This window comes from Devosia sp. P3_B2, from assembly GCF_056402875.1.
The window spans coordinates 221,769-241,066 of the sequence record NZ_JBFUGO010000006.1; the positions used below are offsets into that span (position 1 = coordinate 221,769).

General features: G+C 64.7%; 18 protein-coding genes and 1 tRNA gene. 9 read left to right on the top strand and 10 right to left on the bottom strand.

The features are described 5' to 3' along the window. Nucleotides 1–13: 13 nt before the first annotated feature. From AC1DV8_RS11355 to AC1DV8_RS11370, 4 genes are all read right to left on the bottom strand, one after another. On the bottom strand, nt 14–757 hold the full coding sequence (locus AC1DV8_RS11355) for a sulfite exporter TauE/SafE family protein (RefSeq protein ID WP_477157538.1): 744 nt from the start codon (nt 755–757) through the stop codon (nt 14–16). Between the two features lie 5 nt (nt 758–762). Then, a complete protein-coding gene (locus tag AC1DV8_RS11360) occupies nt 763–1,683 on the bottom strand; it encodes a TraB/GumN family protein (RefSeq protein ID WP_477157539.1) in 921 nt (306 codons plus the stop codon). Nucleotides 1,684–1,694: 11 nt separating this feature from the next. After that, entirely contained in the window at nt 1,695–2,000 is a 306-nt protein-coding gene (locus AC1DV8_RS11365) for an ETC complex I subunit (RefSeq protein ID WP_477157540.1), read from the bottom strand. Between the two features lie 15 nt (nt 2,001–2,015). Then, nucleotides 2,016–2,092 (bottom strand) — tRNA-Pro (locus AC1DV8_RS11370). Nucleotides 2,093–2,195: 103 nt separating this feature from the next. On the opposite strand from AC1DV8_RS11370, the gene AC1DV8_RS11375 reads away from it, so the two are divergent. Continuing rightward, nucleotides 2,196–2,930 (top strand): phosphatase PAP2 family protein, encoded by a 735-nt coding sequence (locus AC1DV8_RS11375; protein WP_477157541.1) that lies wholly within the window; start codon nt 2,196–2,198, stop codon nt 2,928–2,930. Here AC1DV8_RS11375 and metC read toward each other — a convergent pair. Next, complete coding sequence (gene metC / locus AC1DV8_RS11380; protein WP_477157542.1) at nt 2,920–4,110, bottom strand: cystathionine beta-lyase; 1,191 nt, start codon at nt 4,108–4,110, stop codon at nt 2,920–2,922. The two genes, AC1DV8_RS11375 and metC, sit on opposite strands and share 11 nt — an antisense overlap. A gap of 215 nt (nt 4,111–4,325) precedes the next feature. Here metC and AC1DV8_RS11385 point away from each other — a divergent pair, with 215 nt between their 5' ends. The 5 genes from AC1DV8_RS11385 to AC1DV8_RS11405 all read left to right on the top strand — a co-directional run bounded on the left by AC1DV8_RS11385 (nt 4,326) and on the right by AC1DV8_RS11405 (nt 10,069). Further along, the gene (locus AC1DV8_RS11385; protein ID WP_477151093.1) at nt 4,326–5,357 is read left to right on the top strand and encodes an amino acid ABC transporter substrate-binding protein; all 1,032 of its coding nucleotides are present in this window, start codon (nt 4,326–4,328) and stop codon (nt 5,355–5,357) included. Nucleotides 5,358–5,476: 119 nt separating this feature from the next. Further along, nucleotides 5,477–6,664 (top strand): amino acid ABC transporter permease, encoded by a 1,188-nt coding sequence (locus AC1DV8_RS11390; RefSeq protein ID WP_477151092.1) that lies wholly within the window; start codon nt 5,477–5,479, stop codon nt 6,662–6,664. Between the two features lie 9 nt (nt 6,665–6,673). Beyond that, on the top strand, nt 6,674–7,798 hold the full coding sequence (locus AC1DV8_RS11395) for an amino acid ABC transporter permease (RefSeq protein WP_477157543.1): 1,125 nt from the start codon (nt 6,674–6,676) through the stop codon (nt 7,796–7,798). 3 nt (nt 7,799–7,801) lie between these two features. Next, nucleotides 7,802–8,602: an amino acid ABC transporter ATP-binding protein gene (locus tag AC1DV8_RS11400; protein WP_477151090.1), complete on the top strand. Its 801-nt coding sequence runs from the start codon at nt 7,802–7,804 to the stop codon at nt 8,600–8,602. 411 nt (nt 8,603–9,013) lie between these two features. Further along, on the top strand, nt 9,014–10,069 hold the full coding sequence (locus tag AC1DV8_RS11405; protein ID WP_477151209.1) for an amino acid ABC transporter substrate-binding protein: 1,056 nt from the start codon (nt 9,014–9,016) through the stop codon (nt 10,067–10,069). Between the two features lie 3 nt (nt 10,070–10,072). Here the strand turns inward: AC1DV8_RS11405 and AC1DV8_RS11410 are convergent, their stop codons facing one another. Genes AC1DV8_RS11410 through AC1DV8_RS11420 form a run of 3 tightly spaced genes read right to left on the bottom strand, consistent with a single transcriptional unit; the run spans nt 10,073 to nt 12,893 of the window. Then, entirely contained in the window at nt 10,073–11,089 is a 1,017-nt protein-coding gene (locus AC1DV8_RS11410; protein WP_477157544.1) for a WD40 repeat domain-containing protein, read from the bottom strand. A gap of 32 nt (nt 11,090–11,121) precedes the next feature. Next, nucleotides 11,122–11,844: an alanyl-tRNA editing protein gene (locus AC1DV8_RS11415; RefSeq protein ID WP_477157545.1), complete on the bottom strand. Its 723-nt coding sequence runs from the start codon at nt 11,842–11,844 to the stop codon at nt 11,122–11,124. Continuing rightward, nucleotides 11,841–12,893: a cysteine synthase A gene (locus tag AC1DV8_RS11420; protein ID WP_477151087.1), complete on the bottom strand. Its 1,053-nt coding sequence runs from the start codon at nt 12,891–12,893 to the stop codon at nt 11,841–11,843. Before AC1DV8_RS11420 ends, AC1DV8_RS11415 begins: the two co-directional genes overlap by 4 nt. A 395-nt stretch (nt 12,894–13,288) precedes the next feature. Here AC1DV8_RS11420 and cysD point away from each other — a divergent pair, with 395 nt between their 5' ends. From cysD to AC1DV8_RS11435, 3 genes are all read left to right on the top strand, one after another. After that, on the top strand, nt 13,289–14,206 hold the full coding sequence (cysD, locus tag AC1DV8_RS11425) for a sulfate adenylyltransferase subunit CysD (protein WP_477151086.1): 918 nt from the start codon (nt 13,289–13,291) through the stop codon (nt 14,204–14,206). Further along, nucleotides 14,206–16,122, top strand: a complete 1,917-nt coding sequence (gene cysN / locus AC1DV8_RS11430; protein WP_477151085.1) for a sulfate adenylyltransferase subunit CysN — start codon at nt 14,206–14,208, stop codon at nt 16,120–16,122. Before cysD ends, cysN begins: the two co-directional genes overlap by 1 nt. Before the next feature lie 221 nt (nt 16,123–16,343). Then, nucleotides 16,344–17,873: a peptidoglycan-binding protein gene (locus tag AC1DV8_RS11435; RefSeq protein ID WP_477157546.1), complete on the top strand. Its 1,530-nt coding sequence runs from the start codon at nt 16,344–16,346 to the stop codon at nt 17,871–17,873. Between the two features lie 5 nt (nt 17,874–17,878). On the opposite strand, the gene AC1DV8_RS11440 is transcribed toward AC1DV8_RS11435, so the two are convergent. Both AC1DV8_RS11440 and AC1DV8_RS11445 read right to left on the bottom strand, forming a co-directional pair. Then, nucleotides 17,879–18,085, bottom strand: coding sequence for a hypothetical protein (locus tag AC1DV8_RS11440; RefSeq protein WP_477157547.1), 207 nt, complete (start codon nt 18,083–18,085; stop codon nt 17,879–17,881). A gap of 220 nt (nt 18,086–18,305) precedes the next feature. Further along, the gene (locus AC1DV8_RS11445) at nt 18,306–19,298 is read right to left on the bottom strand and encodes an alginate lyase family protein (protein ID WP_477157548.1); all 993 of its coding nucleotides are present in this window, start codon (nt 19,296–19,298) and stop codon (nt 18,306–18,308) included.

The window sequence follows — 19,298 nt, forward strand, 5'->3', positions numbered from 1 at the left end:
CATCGGCGGGGGCCTACACCCAGGCCGCCACCGCGCCCCAGATCAGCACCAGCCCGGACGCGGTCAGCCCGACCAGCACGACGCGGCGGAAGCCGATCGTGGTCAGGCGCTTGAACACCAGCACGCCGAGGATCGCGAACGGCACCAGCACCACGCCGGTCAGCGCCAGCGCGCCGATCATCTCGGGCTGCAGCGTCCCCGCGATCAGGTAGACCGTCAGTGTCGCCGTGTGCATGGCGATGTTGAAGCCCTGCAGCACGCCGCGTTGCTCGTCCTTGCTCCAGCCGCGCAGTGTTGTCCACAGCGTCGGCACCGGCCCCGAGATGCCGGCCATGCCCCCGAGGAAGCCGCCGATCCAGCCCGAGAACGCATCGGCGACCCGCCCGCCCCATTGAAAGTTGAGATCGGGCCGCAACAGCAGCATCAGCGGGCAATAGGCGACAAGGAACAGCCCGAGCCCGAACTTGAAGGCGTTCGGATCGGCCGCGCCGACCAGTTGCGCTCCGATCGGGATGCCAACCAATCCGCCCGCAATGAAGGGCAGGGCCCGTCGCAGGTCGAAGCCGCGCCACACGAACGGCAACGTCACCAGTTGCCCCACCAGCGATCCGAACACCGTCAGCACCACAGCGAGCTTCGGATCGACACCCCAGGCCCAGATCGATAGTGACACCAGCGCGAAGGCGAAGCCCGACACGCCCTGCGCGAACCCCGACAGGGCCGCGCCCACCCCGATCAACAGCAGTGTTTGGTCCAAATCGGCTACCGGCGCTGCGGTGTCTTGGGATGCTGCTGTCCCGTCGGCGGACCCGCCGGCGGCGGCTCGTCCACCCGCTCGACCGTGTACCCCCGCTGCTCGAGCAGTTTTGGTACCCCACCGGACCCAACGAGATGTGCCGCACCGACGATGATCAGCGACTCATCGTTGTCGGCCAGGAGTTGCTCGATCGGCGTCAGCCAACGCTCGTTGCGCTTGGTGATCAGGGTGTCGTACGCCGCCTTGTCGCTAGCCTTGACCTGATCGTTGACGAGGGTGGCGAGCGCAACCGTATCCCCGCGTTCCCAGGCGTCGATCAGCGTATCCAGCGTATCGATCTCGCCCCTTTCGATGGCCTCGACTGCCGACATCAACCCCTCGATCTGCTCGTCGAGCGGCGTATCGGCGAGAAAGCCCATCTGCTCGGCCGCAGTCTCAAGGCTCCGCTTGCGCTCGGGAGCGATCTCGGCGTCCACCAGCGTTTCCACTCCGGCCATCTTCTTGGGCCCGATACCGCCCGCCAGCGTCATCGCCGCCAGCCACGGTTGCATGCGCTCCAGCACGACAATGTCCGATCCAACGGCGGCTGCGGCGCTGGTGAGGCGCTCGAACTCCTCAGGCTCCAGCAGGTCGGCTAGGGTCTTGCCGCCGCCCACCATGCCCCGGGTCAACGTGAACTGGGTGATCGCGCTGTAGGCCTCGAGGTCCATCACCACCTCGAAATAGACGTGCTCGGCCGAGTTCAGGATGCTGTCGAACTCGGGTGTGCGCCAGTCGACGTCGCGCGTGAACAGGTGAACCGAGCCGAACAGATAGATGTCGCTGTCGGCGTCGCTGACCTTCCAGATCGCGGGGTCGGCCAGCGCCGGGCCGCTGAGCGCAATGCCCGCGGCGAAGGTGAGCAGCAGGCGGCGGAGCTGTCTCACGCCGCCGACCCTCAGTGCGTCCAGGGCGTCTTGCGGTCGGAGCGGAAATTGTCCGAGTAGCTGGTGCGCTTCACCGTCGGGCTATGGTCCGGCAGCACCTGGTAGGCGATGCCATTCTTGTGCGCGTAGGCCTCGGCTTCCTCGAGCGTGTCGAAGGTGAGGCGGATCTGCGCCCGCGTGTCGGTGGACGAGGTGTACCCCATCAGCGGCTCGATCTCGCGAGGAGTGGCTGGCTCATGCACCAGGACCCACTCCTTGGACTTGCCGCGGCCGGACTGCATGGCGTTAGGCGCAGGCCGGAAGATACGTGCCGTCATCGCTTCCTCGTCAGATGGTCGGGGCAGAGTGATTCGAACACTCGACCCCCGGTTCCCAAAACCGGTGCTCTACCAGACTGAGCTATACCCCGAACTGTCGCCCTTCCGTTATCGGGAGTTGCCCAAAAGAGCAAGCTGGCCACCGCAGATGACACGAGGTTGACGGCGCTATCCCAATCCGCTGACAAGGACACGATGATCGATCTGAGCAAACCCTGGCCTTTCGGCTTGTCGCGCCGCAACGCGCTGTACTTTGTCCTCGGCTTTGCCGTGCTGATCGTCGCGCTTTATTGGCTGGATCGGCCGCTGTCGGTGTGGGGGCAGGGCCTGCCGGAAGGCGTCAGGGCCTTCTTCGAGTGGGTGACCCAGTGGGGCGAGTCCGACTGGATCCTGATTCCGACGTTCATCGCCTGGCTGGTTGCGTGGCTGCTCTCGCTCCTCACCCGTGACGCCATCAGGCAAGCGCTCGGCGAACTGGCTGCGCTCGCCGGTTTCATCTTCGTCGGTGTCGGGCTGCCGAGCCTCATCTCGACGCTGCTGAAACGCCTCATCGGCCGCGGCCGGCCCGAGACCTGGGTCGCGGAAACGCCGCTGAGCTTCCAGTGGCTCAACTGGAGCGCCTTCGAATACCAGAGCTTCCCTTCGGGCCACGCCACCACGGCGTTCTCGCTCGCGGCCGTCGTCGCCTTCATCTGGCCGAAAGTCTTCTGGCCGGCGATGGCCTTCGCCGCCCTCGTCGCCATTTCCCGCATCGTGGTGGGCGCGCACTATCCGACCGACATCACCGCCGGCGCGGTGCTGGGCGTGCTTGGCGCCTACGCGGTGCGCCAGTTCTTCGTCGCCCGGGGCTGGCTGTTCGCCGCCAACGACAAAGGTGGTACGGAGCGCCGGAAGTTCGCGGCGCTCCACGGCCTGTTCGTCAGGCGCTAACCGCGTGGTAGCGGCCCAGCGCCGCGCCCATGTCCGCCTGCAGGTCAGCGAGGCTCTCCAGCCCCACATGCACCCGGAACATCTGACCCGGGGCGTCCCACGGCACCGCCGTGCGGATATTGGTCGGGTCGAACGGGATGCAGAGGCTCTCGTAGCCGCCCCACGAATAGCCCATGCCGAACAGCCCGAATCCATTGACCATCGCCGCCAGCGCCTCGCGCGACCGCTTGTTCACCCGGAACGCGAACAGGCTGCCCGAACCCTTGAAATCACGCTTGAAGATGGCGTGGTCCGGATGGCTGGCAAGTCCGGGATGATAGACCTCCTCCACCCCTGGCTGGCCCTGCAGCCAGGCGGCAAAGGCCAGCGTCTGCTCGTTGTGATGCTTCATCCGCACCGCCAGCGTCCTGAGCCCGCGCAGCGTCAGGTACGAATCGTCGGGCGACACTGCGACGCCGAGGATCCGGTGCGTCCGCTTGAGCCGGTTCCAGTGCGTCTCGTTGGCTGAAACCGTGCCCACCATCGCATCGGAATGACCCACGAACATCTTCGTGGCAGCGTGCATCACCACGTCGGCGCCCAGCTCGAGCGGGCGGTGGAACAGCGGCGTCGCCCACGAGTTGTCGACGATCACGGTAATGCCGCGGGCGTGTGCCGCCGCCGCGATCGCCGGCAGGTCCTGCATCTCGAAGGTCAGCGAGCCCGGGCTCTCGACGAACACCGCCTTGGTCTTGTCCGTGAACAACTGCGCAATGCCCGCGCCGATCCGGGGATCGTAGAATCGCGTTGTTATGCCAAACCGCGTCAGGCCCTCGGTGGCGAACGTACGTGTCGGTTCGTACGCGGAATCGGTCATCAACAGCTCGTCGCCCGCCGAAACCGCTGCGAGCAGTGCGGTGGACAGCGCTGAAAGCCCCGATGGCGCGATGATCGTCCCCGCCGCCCCCTCGAGCTCGCTCACCAGGTCGCAAAGCGCCCGAGTCGTAGGGTTGTCGTTCCGCCCGTAGCGATACGGCGCCTTGTAATCCTCCAGTTCGTCCAGCGTCTTGAACAGGATGGTCGAACCGCGGAACACCGGCATGTTCACAAAGCCGAAATGATCGTCCGAAGCGCGTCCGCTATGCGTGAGAACGGTTTCCATGGACACGGTTTCGCCGGTTTTCCCGAGGTTTTTAGTCATTGCAAGTCCTGCTCAAATTGCAGTCACGGTGGGATTCTGAACAAAAAACAGTCAGGTCTGCTGCCCCATTTTGGCCATGGAGCTTGACGCAACCGGCAATTGCCGCTTCGATGCTTACCAGCATCACTCCCGCCCTCCAAGGCGGAGGTGCCGCCAGGCAGTAGGCTGGGGCCACGCTGCCTGGACGAACAGGGTCAGGAAACAAGGTAAAAACAATGATCAAATCGCTTCTTACCGTCGCGCTCGCGGCAGGCCTCGGCCTTTCCGCATCAGCTGCGTACGCTCAGACGACGACGTCCGCGACGCTTGATGCCGTGAAAGCCAAGGGCTACGTCCAGTGCGGCGTGACCGGCGGCGTCCCGGGCTTCTCCGCTCCGGATGCGAACAACAACTGGACCGGTCTCGAAGTCGACTACTGCCGCGCCATCGCGGCGGCTGTTTTCAACAATGCCGACGCCGTACGCTACACGCCGCTCACCTCGCAGGAGCGCTTCACGGCTCTCTCCGCCGGTGAAATCGACGTGCTGTCGCGTACCACCACCTGGACCATGAGCCGCGACACCCAGCTCGGCATCAAGTTCGTCGGCACCATGTTCTATGACGGCCAGGGCTTCATGGTCCGCAAGGCCGACAACATCAAATCGGCGCTCGACTTGAGCGGCGCCGCCATCTGCATCGAGTCCGGCACCACCACCGAGCTGAACGCGGCGGATTACTTCGCTGCCAACAAGCTCGAGTTCAACACCGTGGTGTTCGTCGATCAGGACGAAGTCGTGAAGGCCTACGAAGATGGCCGCTGCGACGTCTACACCACTGACTCGTCGGCTCTCGCCGCCGAACGTTCGAAGTTCGCCAACCCGGCTGACCACATCATCCTGCCCGAGATCATCTCCAAGGAGCCCCTCGGCCCGGTCGTGCGTCAGGGTGACGATGGCTGGTTCAACATTGCCCGCTGGACCTACTACGCACTGCTCGAAGCTGAAGAACTCGGCGTCAGCTCGGCCAACGTCGACGAGATGCTGGCTTCCGACAACCCGGCGATCAAGCGCCTGCTCGGCGTCGAAGGCGACTTCGGCACCCCGATCGGCCTGACCAAGGACTGGGCCTACCAGATCGTCAAGCTGGTCGGTAACTACGGCGAGGTCTACGACAAGCACGTCGGCCCGAACACGCCGATCGGTCTGGCCCGCGGCCTGAACGCGCTGTGGAAGGATGGCGGCATCCAGTACTCGCCGCCGATCCGCTAAGCCTTTCTGCAGCCCGGCGCTGATCTCCAGCGCCGGGCTGACCACTTCCTGGCGACGGCTTGGCGGAGCTATTGTTGCCACGATTATTCGTTCTCCTGGGCAGGGGAGATGCGCGACCCATGGCATCCTTAGACACGGCGCAAGCACCGCCGCGGAATTTCTCCTTCAATGACCCCGTGGTACGCGGCGTCATCTACCAGGTCGTTGTCGCGGTGCTGGTCGTCACGTTCGTGGTCTGGATCGTCAACAACACGGCGATCAACCTCAAGGCGCAGAACAAGACCTCCGGCTTCGACTTCCTCTGGAAGACGGCCGGCTTCGATATCAGCTTCGCGCTGTTCCCCTTCGATCGCACGTCCTACTACTGGCAGGCCTTCCTCGTCGGCCTCACCAACACCATTCTCGTCGCCGTCATCGGCATCTTCTTTGCGACGGTCATCGGCTTTACCATCGGCATCGCGCGCTTGAGTTCGAACTACCTCGTCTCGCGGCTGGCCACGGTCTACGTCGAAACCATCCGCAACATCCCGCTGCTGCTGCAGCTGTTCTTCTGGTACTTCGCGGTGCTGAAGACCATGCCGGCGGTGCGCGACTCGCTCGCCCTGCCGCTGAACACCTTCATCAACCAGCGCGGCCTCTTCGTGCCGCGTCCCGTGCCGTCCGAGCAGTTCGTCTGGGTCTGGGTGGCACTGCTCGTCGCCGCCGTGCTGTGGTTCGCGCTATCCCGCTGGGCCAAGGCGCGGCTCGAACGAACTGGCCGGCGCTTCCCCGTGTTCTTCGGCGGCTTGCTGCTCACCGCCGTGATCGTCGCCGTCATCTGGCTGGCAAGCGGTGCGTCCGTCACCTTCGATCCGCCAGTGCTCAACCGCTTCAACTTCAAGGGCGGGCTCGAGCTGCCGCCGGAGTTCGTGGCGCTGCTGTTCGGGCTCTCCATCTACACCGCCTCGTTCATTGCCGAGACGGTGCGCGGCGGCATCCAGTCGGTCAGCCATGGCCAGACCGAGGCGGCGCAGGCCCTCGGCCTGCAGGAAGGCGACCGGCTGCGGCTGGTCATCGTCCCGCAGGCCATGCGCGTCATCATTCCGCCGCTGACCAGCCAGTATCTCAACCTGACCAAGAACTCGTCGCTCGGCGCCGCCATCGGCTACCCCGAACTGGTGAACGTCTTCACCGGCACGACGCTCAACCAGACCGGCCGCGCCATCGAGGTGATCGCGCTGACCATGCTGGTCTATCTCATCCTGTCGCTGGGCACTTCAGCGCTCATGAACTGGTACAATGCCCGCGTGGCATTGGTTGAGCGGTAGGAGCACCCGATGACCGATATCGCCTTCGTCCGCTCCGAGATTGCCACCGCTCAACCCGCTCCGCGCCGCGAGAGCGGAGCGGTCGCGTGGCTGCGCAAGAACCTGTTCGCCAGCGTTTCGGACAGCATCCTCACCATCGTTGCCGCGCTGTTCCTGTTGTGGATCATCCCGCAACTCTACGGCTTCTTCATCGGCCGCGCCGTGCCGCCGGGCGGCACCGTCGAGCAGTGCCGCGTCGAGAATGTCGGTGCCTGCTGGGCTTACATCTCCAGCGAGATCGAGTTCTTCATCTACGGCTTCTACCCGATGGCCGAGTACTGGCGCCCCAACATCGTGTTCGCGATGCTGGCGCTCATCGGCCTGCCGCTGCTCTGGCCGTCCGCACCGTTCAAGATCGCCAACGCGGCGCTGTTCTTCGTCGTCTTCCCGATCGTCTCGGTAATCCTCTTGTCCGGCGGCATGTTCGGCCTGCGCTACGTGCCGACCGAGCAGTGGGGCGGCCTCCTCGTCACCCTGATCATCTCGGTGGTGGGCATCTGCCTGTCGCTGCCGCTCGGCGTCCTGCTGGCGCTCGGCCGGCAGTCCAAGCTCCCGATCATCAAGACGCTCTGCATTGCCTTCATCGAGCTGATCCGCGCGGTACCGCTGATCACCATCCTGTTCATGGCCTCGATCATGCTGCCGCTGTTCATGCCGCAGGGCACGACAGTCGACAAACTGGTTCGCGCCCTCGTCGGCGTGACGCTCTTCGCCTCTGCCTATATGGCCGAGGTGGTGCGCGGCGGCATGCAGGCGATCGGCCGTGGGCAGTACGAGGCGGCACAAGCCCTTGGGCTCGGCTACTGGAAACGCACCGGTTTCATCATCCTCCCGCAGGCGCTCAAGCACGTCATCCCCGGCATCGTCGGCAACTTCATCTCGCTGCTGAAGGACACTTCGTTGGTCTATATCGTCGGCATGAAGGACCTGCTCGAGGCCGTGAAGACCAAGAACGACGCCATCGAGTGGGCGTCCCCAACCCAGTCCATCACCGGCTACATCTTCGCAGCGGCGGTGTTCTGGGTGCTCTGTTTCTCCATCTCCCGTTACTCCCGATACTGGGAGCGCCGGCTCAACACCGGCCACAAGAGGTAGCTCATGTCAGACGTTTCCCCGGTAGTCGTTGATCGCGACATCGACACCTCGAACATGCAGGTGTCGAAGACCGAAGTGGCGGTCGAAATCATCGGCATGAACAAGTGGTTCGGCGACTTCCACGTGCTGCGCGACATCAATCTCAAGGTGATGAAGGGCGAGCGCATCGTCATTGCCGGGCCGTCGGGCTCCGGCAAGTCGACGCTGATCCGCTGCATCAACCGCCTCGAGGAGCACCAGAAAGGCCAGGTCATCGTCAATGGCGTCGAGCTGACCTCGGACCTGCGTCGCGTCGACGAAGTGCGCCGCGAAGTCGGCATGGTGTTTCAGCACTTCAACCTGTTCCCGCACCTCACGATCCTGCAGAACCTGACGCTGGCGCCGATCTGGGTGCGCGGCATCCCCAAGGCGCAGGCCGAAGAGACGGCGATGAAGTACCTCGAACGGGTGCGCATTCCCGAGCAGGCGTCGAAGTTCCCCGGCCAGTTGTCCGGCGGCCAGCAGCAGCGTGTCGCCATCGCCCGCTCGCTCTGCATGAACCCGCGCATCATGCTGTTCGACGAGCCCACCTCCGCCCTCGACCCGGAAATGGTCAAGGAAGTGCTCGAGGTGATGATCAGCCTCGCCGAAGAAGGCATGACGATGCTCTGCGTCACCCACGAAATGGGCTTCGCCCGCCAGGTCGCCAATCGTGTGATCTTCATGGATCAGGGCCAGATCATCGAGCAGAACGAGCCTGAAGCGTTCTTCTCCAACCCCCAGCACGAACGCACCAAGTTGTTCCTCAGCCAGATCCTGCACTGAAGCCTCTTGGTCCTCCCCCGCGTGGCGGGGGGGGACCATGCGAAGCATGGTGGGGGCGGCCAAACGCGCAGAAAGCGCCAAAACTCCGTTCATCTACCGTTCACGTCGATGGCAAACCGGCGGCCGGGCAGGGCAGCAACGCTGCCATACGCCACGTACCGGCCGGCCTCCTCCGTCGCCGCCACTCGCCAAAACCGTCCGCTTTGCCGGCCGTTCCCCACACTTGTCCCCGCCACTCACCGCCGGGCGATAATGTCTCGCGTCGAACAACAGCAGCGAGACACATCGGCACATGCACCAATTGAACGATCTTACCCGTAAGCGTTCAGCGACAGCGGCGCAGTGCCGCCTTGACCCGGCCACCCTCGATCGGGATATTGCGCCCGGGCGAGTTGGAGCAACGTTTTGACCATGACGGTTTCGGCCGTTTGGCGTGGCCTCGTCCGCGTCATCCTTTGTGTAGCGATCATGATGCCGGCCTTCGCCACGGCGCAGACCGCGCCGCCTGCTGCGGCCGGCCCGACGCTGCAGGCGATCCGTGACCGCGGTCACCTGATCTGCGCCACCTCCGATCCGCTGCCCGGCTTCGCCCAGCCCGGCACCGACGGCCGCTGGACCGGCTTCGACGTCGACTTCTGCCGCGCCGTCGCAGTCGCCGTGTTCAACGACGCCAGCAAGATGGAATTCGTCCCGCTCTCGGGCGATAGCCGCTTCGCGCAGCTACAGACCGGCAGCATCGACCTCATCGCCCGTAACGCTCCGTGGACCATGCGCCGCGATACCGGCTACGGCGCCAGCTACGTCGCCACCTCGTTCTACGACGGCCAGGCGATCATGGTGCCGCAGTCGCTCGGTTTCGTTTCCGCCTACGAACTCGACAACGTGCGGGTCTGCATCGTCGATGCGCCGGAGGAACTGGCCAACCTGCGCGAGTTCTTCTTCGGCACGCAGGCGACCTATACCGAAGTGCTCTACGAGGACCGCGAGGACCTGACCGTCGCCTACCGCGAGGGCCTCTGCAACGCCGTGTCGGCCTCGGCCAGCTTCCTCAACGCTATGCGCCGCAGCCTGCCCGAACCCGCGACACATCGCATCCTGCCCGAGCGCATCTCGAAAGATGCCTTCGGCCCCGTGGTCCGCGCCGGCGACGACCAGTGGTTCGATATCGTCGAGTGGACGCTGTTCGCACTGATCGATGCCGAGGAGGCCGGCGTCACCTCGCTGAACATCGGCTCGCTGGCGGCCGCCAAGACCCACCGCATCCGCCGCCTGCTCGGGCTCGAGGGCGACTTCGGCCCTACCATCGGCCTCGATCACATGTTCATTGCAAATGTCATCAAGGCTGTCGGCAATTACGGCGAGATCTTCGAGCGAAACTTCGGCCCCGCGACAGGTGCTGCCGTGGTGCGCGGGCAGAATGCGCTGTGGACCAATGGTGGGCTGATCTACGCCCCGCCGATCGAGTAGGCGTCAGGGCCCATAGCTGATCAGCGCGATCTCGCCAACGCGCGTATCGAGGTTGAAGCGCGTCGCCGCAACAGCCGGCCGGTCGGCAAGCCACGCGATGTGCCGCCACTCGGCGTTCCAGCTCGGCACGCGGGCGACGATGGCCCGATCATCGAGCCGCCACACGATCAGTGCCGAGTTATCCCGGCCCCATTCTCGCGGCGCGTCGAATGAAGCCGCGAGATAGCGGCCGTCCGGGCTGAAGGACAGTTCCGGTAACTGCTGATCGCCGAGCCGCCAGCCCTGAAGCGGGGCGACCAGCAATTGCCCGGCCCAGGAGGCGAAGGCAGCGTCCGCGATACGGACGCCGACAACGCCGCTGTCGTCGCGGGTCTCGAGATGCTGCGCGATGCGCGCACCGTCCGCCGACATGGCCGACGCAATGCCGTTGACGAAGATCGGCGCTGCGGCAGGCCCACTGATCTCTCCGGACTGTGTCCCGTCGAAGCCGTACACCTGCGCGACGCCCGATGCGGGCCGCTCGAAACTGCCGATACCGGGGTCGACGAGGAGACGCCTGTCGCCATCGAACCCAATGAAGCTCGGCCCGAACTGCTGGACGCTGCCCAGGCTTTCGCCGGTGCTCCTGTCGATGATGGTGGTGGGCAAATCCAGCGACGACACCGCCAGCAACCTGCCGTCGGCAGACACAGCAGCCTTGAGCCACGAGATCGCGGGCGGCAGCGCGGGCAGGGCGGTTTCGCCCACGTTTCGGCCGTTCGCATCGAGCTCTATCAGGCGTTGCGGCGCCGTGGGCTCAGGCCCATCACCCCGCGCGGCGGTCAGCAGCGTGCCGTCGGGCAGGGCAGCCAGCATCTGGAGTTGTGTCGCAGGGAAACTTGCGATGACCCGGCAGGTACTACCACCCAGCAGCCTGTCGATCGGGCCGCACGGGTAGAATGCACCCTGGCCCCAGGCGAAGACGGCCAAGCCGACGGCGCACACAACGACCAGGCTGCTGATGACGACCTTCCAGCTCATCGGCCCCGCTCCGCCGTTATCTGCCTGAGACGCTAGGCCGATTCTGTGTCGAACAGGACACTGACGCGCCGGTTGATGGCGCCCTTCTTCTCGATCTTGCCGAGCTTCAGGCGGCCGATCTCGCTGGTGTTCCTGACATGAGTGCCGCCGCAGGGCTGCAGGTCCACATCGCCGATGCGCACCAGCCGCACGCGGCCCTGGCCCATAGGTGGCTTGACGTTCATCGACTTGATCAGGCCGGGGTTGGCTTCGAGCTCCGCATCGGTGATCCACTCGGCCGATACCGGCAGCGCTGCTTCCACTAACGCATTGAGTTTGCGCTCGATTTCGGCAGCGTCCGGGACATCCGGCAGGTTGAAATCGACCCGCCCCTTGTCCTCGCCCACCGCCGCGCCGGTGATTGGGTAGGGCAGCACCACGGTTACGAGGTGCAGCGCCGTATGCATCCGCATCAGCTTGTGCCGGCGCTCCCAATCGAGGTGGGCGATAACCTCTTCGCCCTGCTGAAGCCCAGCTTGATCCGCCGCAGGCACGTGAAAGATTACCGTCTTATCGCCGTCAGGATGGATTGTTCCAGCGATCGACACGAACGAGCCATCGGCGCGTTCGAGCTTCCCGGTGTCGCCAGGTTGCCCGCCCGAAGTCGCATAGAAGATGGTCCGGTCGAGCACGATCCCGCCCTCGGGCGTGATCGCCGTCACCAGCGTCGGCAGCGAGCGGACATAGCTGTCCTCTCGAAAGATGAATTCAGTCACGCAACCGGCTCCGCCTCGACGACCGAATGCCAGTCTATGGGCGTCTTGGCCTCAAGCCAATGCGGCACCGGCAGGTTCTTCGAGCGGAGGAATTCCGGGTTGAACAGCTTGCTCTGATAGCGGTTGCCATAGTCGGCGAGGATCGTGACGATGGTCTTGCCCGGCCCGAGATCACGCGCCAGCCGCACCGCACCGGCAATGTTGATCCCGGAAGAGCCGCCGAGGCAGAGCCCCTCATATTCGAGCAGGTCGAAGACGTAGGGCAGGGCCTCGCTGTCGGGAATCTGGTAGGCCCGGTCCACCACGATGTCTTTGAGATTGGCGGTGATCCGGCCCTGGCCGATGCCCTCGGTGATCGAGTTGCCGGAGCTCTTGAGTTCGCCCGTCGTGTAATAGCTGTAGAGCGCCGCGCCCTCGGGGTCGGCGAGGCCGATCTGGATGTTCGGGTTCTTCGCCTTCAGCGCCATCGAGATGCCGCCAAGCGTGCCGCCCGAGCCGACGGCACAGATGAAGCCATCCACCTTGCCGCCGGTCTGCTCCCAGATCTCCGGGCCGGTGGTCTCGATATGCGCCTGCCGGTTGGCGACATTGTCGAACTGGTTGGCCCAGATGGCCCCGCCCGGCAGTTCCTTCGCCAGCTTCTCGGCCAGCCGGCCGCTCAGCTTCACGTAGTTGTTGGGGTTCTTGTAGGGCTTGGCCGGCACCTGGATCAGTTCGGCACCGAGCAGCGTCAGCGCGTCCTTCTTCTCCTGGCTCTGCGTCTCGGGGATCACGATCACCGATTTGTAGCCCAGCGCATTGGCGACCATGGAAAGGCCGATGCCGGTATTGCCGGCCGTGCCCTCGACGATCGTCCCGCCCGGCCGCAGCAGCCCCTTCTTCTCGGCGTCGCGCACGATGTAGAGCGCCGCTCGATCCTTCACCGATTGCCCCGGATTGAGGAACTCCGCCTTGCCCCAGATATCGCAGCCCGTCGCGTCGGAGACGCGGTTGAGCCGGATCAGGGGCGTATTGCCGATGGCGGAGATGACGTCGCGGTGGTTGGTCATGGGGTACGGGAGCTGGTGAAGGTGGCCCGAAACTAGGGGGCAGGCGGACCGCTGCCAAGGCTTAAGGCACGGAATGGTATGGGATTTCGAACCGGAGCGGATTGGTGGCAGGATTTCGCGGGGCGCGGTCGAAGCAGGGCAGGCCATTCCCGCCGTGCGCCCGGACGACATCGTCGCCTGCGACGAGAACAGTGACTTGGAATAGATTTTCCTTTCCTCGATGTCCCCGACGCAGCCGTTCTTGTCATGACGGTCATGCGACAAGCTCCACCTTTACAATGTCAGATACGCGCAAACAGGCGGAATAGTTCACTTTTTTGGTAGTCTAGTAGCGCTTGCCGCTCCCCTTCTGACCGCGTATTTGACTGCCGTTGCAACATGGTTCCCCAGCGCCAATGAGTTCAATCGGCCCGCGTGGCCTCAGCCACCTGAAGTCCCTCGAGTCCGAGAGCATCGAAATCTTCCGCGAAGTTGCGGCGAGCTTCGAGCGGCCGGTGATGATGTATTCGATCGGCAAGGACTCCTCCGTCCTGCTGCATCTGGCGCGCAAGGCCTTCTATCCCAGCCGCATTCCGTTCCCGCTGCTCCACATCGATACGAAGTGGAAGTTCCGCGAGATGATCGCCTTCCGCGACCGGATGGCGAAAGAGCACGGCTTCGAGCTGCTGGTGCACACCAACCCCGAAGGCCTCGCCAACAACATCAATCCGTTCGACCACGGCTCGGCGCGCTTCACCGACATCATGAAGACCCAGGCGCTGCGCCAGGCGCTGAACGCCGGCGGCTACGATGCAGCGATCGGCGGTGCCCGCCGCGACGAGGAGAAGTCCCGCGCCAAGGAGCGCATCTTCTCGCACCGGAACGCCCAGCACGCTTGGGACCCCAAGAACCAGCGCCCCGAACTCTGGCGCATCTTCAACACGCGGCTGGCGCCCGGCGAAAGCATGCGCGTGTTCCCGATCTCGAACTGGACCGAGCTCGACATCTGGACCTACATCTATTCCGAAGGCATCGAGATCCCGCCGCTCTACTTCGCCCGGCCGCGCCCGGTGGTCGAACGCCTCGGCACGTTGATCATGATCGACGACGACCGCTACCGGTTCGAACCCGGCGAGACGCCGCGCGAGGAAGTCGTCCGCTTCCGCACCCTCGGTGATTACCCGCTGACCGGCGGCATCCGGTCCGACGCGGCTGATCTTCCCTCGATCATCATGGAAATGCAGGCCTCCCGCACCTCCGAGCGCGAAGGCCGCCTGATCGACAGCGACCAGGCCGGCTCGATGGAAAAAAAGAAGCAGGAAGGGTACTTCTGATGGCCAGCGTACCCATGACCGCACCCTCGGCCGAAGTGGCGCTCGATCTCTGGCTTGCCGAGCAGACCGAAAAGGGCCTGCTGCGCTTCCTCACCTGCGGCTCCGTCGACGACGGCAAATCCACACTGATCGGCCGCCTGCTCTATGACAGCCAGCTGATCCTCGACGACCAGCTCGCGAGCCTCCGCAAGGAAAGCCGCAACCGCACCACCGGCGACGAAGGCATCGATTTCTCGCTGCTGGTCGACGGCCTCACCGCCGAGCGCGAGCAGGGCATCACCATCGACGTCGCCTACCGGTTCTTCTCCACCGACAAGCGCAAGTTCATCGTCGCCGATACCCCGGGCCACGAGCAGTACACCCGCAACATGGCGACCGGCGCCTCCAACGCCGACCTCGGCATCGTGCTGATCGATGCCCGCAAGGGGGTGCTGACCCAGACCCGCCGCCACAGCTTCATCCTGAGCCTCATCGGCGTGAAGCACGTGGTGCTGGCGGTCAACAAGATCGACCTCGTCGGCTACGATGCCGATGTGTTCAACGCCATCGAGACCGAATACCGCGCGTTTGCCAAGGATCTCGGCTTCGAGACCCTGCAGGCGATCCCCGTGTCGGCGCTGAAGGGCGACAACATTCTGAAGCCGAGTCCGCAGATGCCCTGGTACCAGGGCCCGCAGCTCGTGCCCTACCTCGAGACCATCGAGGTCGCGACCGACCGCGTCGAGCAGCCGCTGCGCTTCCCGGTGCAGTGGGTGAACCGCCCCAATCTCGACTTCCGCGGCTTCTCCGGCACGGTTGCCTCGGGCGCGGTGAAGGTCGGCGACGACATCCTCATCGCGGCTTCGCGGAAGCCCGCGAAAGTCACCCGCATTGTCACCATGGATGGCGACCAGCAGCGCGCCATCGCCGGCGAGGCCGTGACGCTGGTGCTTGACCGCGAGGTCGACATCTCGCGCGGCGACGTGCTGGTGCACCCCGGCGAGACGCCCGACTATTCCAACCAGTTCCAGGCCCGTCTCGTCTGGATGAGCGACGAGCAGGCCATTCCCGGCCGCTCGTATCTGCTGAAGCTCGGCTCCCAGTTGGTCCCGGCGTCGATCACCTCCCTCAAGTTCAGAACCAACGTCAACACGCTCGAAGAAAGCGCTGCCAAGACTCTGGAATTGAACGAGGTGGGCACCGTCACTATCGCCACCGACAAGCCGATCGCCTTCGACAGCTACCGCGACAACTCCCTCTCCGGCAGCTTCATTCTGATCGACCGCATCACCAACGCCACGCTCGGCGCCGGCGTCATCGAGTACGGGCTGCAGCGCGGCAAGAACCTGAGCTACCAGTCGTTCGACGTGAACCGGAAGGTGCGCGCCGAAATGAAGGGCCAGACGCCCCAGATCGTCTGGTTCACCGGTCTCTCCGGTTCGGGCAAATCCACGGTTGCCAACCTCATCGAGAAGCGGCTCACCGCCGAAGGCCGCCACGCCTACATCCTCGACGGCGACAATGTCCGCCACGGCCTCAACAAGGATCTCGGCTTTACCGACGAGGCGCGCGTCGAGAACATCCGCCGGGTCGCCGAGGTCGCGCGGCTGATGGCCGATGCCGGCCTGATCGTCATCGTCTCGTTCATCTCGCCGTTCCGCAACGAGCGCCGCCTGGCGCGCGAAGTGGCTGGTGACGTGAAGTTCACCGAGGTCTTCGTCAACACCCCGCTCGAAGTCTGCGAGGCCCGCGATCCCAAGGGTCTTTACGCCAAGGCGCGGCGCGGCGAGATCAAGAACTTCACCGGCATATCGAGTCCCTACGAAGCCCCGGAAAAGCCCGACATCGTCCTGCATGGCGCGCTCCAGGACCCGGTTCAGATGGCCGATGACCTGTACGCCCGCGTCTTCGAGTGGGACACCGGGTACTCGATCTAGGATCGATCCCTGCCTCGGTCTCACCTTCCGCAGGTGATGCGAACTGCCTTCTCCCCTTGTGGGAGAAGGCGGAACGGTGGTTGCCATCGGCACATACGAAGGCTCGCCGCAAGCAGACGACCGATGGGCTGCGGCAACACACTCTGTGAACACCTCGCCACCTTCTGGCGCCTCACCCAATTCGATGCGACAATGCCGATGGGTTGATTGGCTAGTTCATCATGCGCAACGCGTTCCGGCTTCTGTTCTGGCTGCTGCTGCTTTGGGCGCCGGCTGTTGCTGCGCACGCCTCCTTCGATGATTCGAAGGTGTGGTTCGAGCGGCTGAGCAACGACGAGCGCTCCTCGACCCAGACCGACCTGATCCTCCTCGGCCACTATCAATACCTGGTCGACGGTCAGTTCGGCCGCGGCACGTTCGATGCGATCGCCGCCTTCCAGAAGAGCCAGGGCCGCGCCACCACCGGTGTCCTCACCGATTTCGAACGCCGCTCGCTGCGCGACCTGGCGGGGCAGGTGGACAGCAAGCTCGGCATCGAGCTGGTCAGCGATACGCCCGCTCACGTGGCGATGATGATCCCGCTGCGCCTGCTCTCGATCCGAAACCCCACAGACGCCGGCACGTCCTATGTCAGCGAGGACGGCGAGTTCTCGCTCGAGACCATGCACGTCTCGCTCACCGACCAGTCGTTCGAGGCGCTGTTCGACTTGATGACCAGCCCCGATCCCGAGCGCACCGTCACCTATCGCAGCTTCGGCGCCGGCCGCTTCGTGGTCTCCGGCCAGATCGGCGACTACTCGTTCTACACCATGTTCGTAAGCGCCGCCGGCGAGGCCATCGGCTACTCGCTGGCCTGGGGCAAGACCTACGAGAACGAGGGCGCCATCACCTCGGTCTACCTCGCTTCGCACTTCACCCCGCTCGGCAGCCTGCCGCCGCCCGATGAACTGAAGAAGGCGGAGGGGACTGGCGGGGCTCCGCCGCGCGGCGCCTTCAGCCTGCCCGAGGACCAGCCCGACCTGATCGTCCTCAACGCCGACATCACCGAGAGCACTCCCGACGAGTTCGACCGTGCACTGGCGGCCCGTCCGGACGTCCGGATTGTCGCCCTCAACAGCCCGGGCGGCTCGGTCGATTCCGCCCTGCGCATGGCCTACGAGATCAAGAAGCGCGGCCTGACCACGTTTGTGCCGCGCGACATGGGCTGCTACTCGGCCTGCGCCTACATCTTCTTCGCCGGCGCCAACCGGCAGGCCGAAGGCGAGCTCGGCGTGCACCAGATCTCCGCCGAGGTTGCCGACCTGGTGCTGGCGCAGACGACCCTCGGCGATGTGCTGGATGCGCTGCAGGATTTCGGCGTCCACCAGCAGGTGGTCTCGCACATGCTGCGCACGCCTCCCGACGACATGTACGTTTTCACCCGAGCCGAGCTGGCCGATCTCGGCATCGACCGCGGCGATCCGCTGTCGATCACCGTTGCCCTCGAGCAGCCGGCGGAGCCCGCGAACAGCGGCGGCACCGCCTTCGTGCATCTTTCGAGCCAGTCGAGCGCAGCCGAGGCGGAACGCTCACGCAGCTATATCGAGGGGCGTTGGAGTTCGCTGTTCGGCGAAGCAAAGCCCGAGATCGCAACCTCGGGCGACGTCTATCGCGTGCAACTGCCGACCCCCTCGCTCGAACGCGCCAACGCCATTTGCGCGGCCATCAAGGCGGACGGCGGCGGCTGCTACGTTACCGCTGCCGGGAGCTGAGTGAACTAGTGGTCGCCTGCCGTGACGGGCTTTTCGTCGGCGTCGACCAGTTTGGTCTCGACGTCGTGGTCGATGCCCCAGTCCAGCGCCTCGAGCTTCAAGGTCTCGAACAGCGCATCGGCGCTGACCCTGCGGCCATCAAGCTTAGCGAGGACAGATGAAAAACGCGCACCGAGATCAGACGGTGCATCAACAGCTGTTGCAGGGACCACGGCCACACTTTCCACGAGCGAGCGACGAAGTCGGACGAGCCCCCGACTGTTCGGGCGCGGGCCTACTGCAGAATCCTTTAAGGAATGTCTCTTGGACAAAGTACAATTTCGCTTTCATTCGGAAAGCGCGCTGTGGGCCAAGCAACAGAGCTTTAAGCGCAGTTTTCTACCGCGCTCTAACGGTATCCACCTGAACTGGGAATGAAAAGCGCCGCCTGCCTCATATTGGGCCGTGAGCCAGCGGTCGCAGGTTTTCGACGAAGGCGTCGGTCGCCGCATCGGGGGCGTGACGCAGCAATGGCTCCACCCAGGCCAGCATGAACGGCTCCAGCGCCTGCTTGCCGGTCTGGAACGTCTGCTCCTTGCCGTTGATCTTCTGGACGATCGACGGGTCCTCGATTGCCTTGAGGCTGAACGCGGCGATGGTGCTGAGCTTGCCGTCGCAGGCGGCATAGCCATCGTAGCCGGTGGCCTTCAGCAGGTCGGCGGTGACGATCAGCGGCGCGGTCGCGTGCAGTTGGTAGTTCAGTGCCTTGTCGGCCCGCCCCATCTCGAGCGGCAGGCTGCCATCCGGCGAGGCCTGGCAGGTCACCAGCTCGAAGCTGCCTTTGGCCCAGTCAAGCATCGCCTTGTCGCCGTTCAGCCGTCCGATCGCCGCCGCAGCCAGCCCCGCCCAGGCGCGCAGGTTCGCCTTCTTGGCATTGCGCGGTGCATCGTTGTCGAAGAACTGCTCCATCGAAGTGGCCACACCGGTGAGCCACGTGACCACGCGCTGCCGCTTGTCCGGGTCGAGGGGGCCGGCGGTCTCGGCCTGCAGCAGGGCGATTGCCAGCCCCGCGTAGCGGGCCCCGATCGCCAGCTTGACGTTCAGCGTCTCGAGTTCGGTCAGCGCCCCCGCGGCCGCCCACTGGTCGAGCCAGTCCAGCACGCATCCGGCTCGCGCCGTGTCACCGTCCATCAACGCCGTGTTGGCCATCTTCATCAGCTCGCCGATGAACTTCTCAACCGGCTGCAGTGCGCGGTCGACTTCGGCGTTCGATGCCTCGTCGATATCCGAGCGGGTCTTGCTGTCATCGGTGTAGCGGCTGCCGAAGGTCAGGCTGACCACCGGGGCAGGGGCTACGGGGCAGGCAAAGGGCTTATCCTCGGCGCGAGGAGCCGTCGCACCGAGGAGGAGGGTCATCGCGGTCGCGATGCCGAAAGCAGTCCGCAT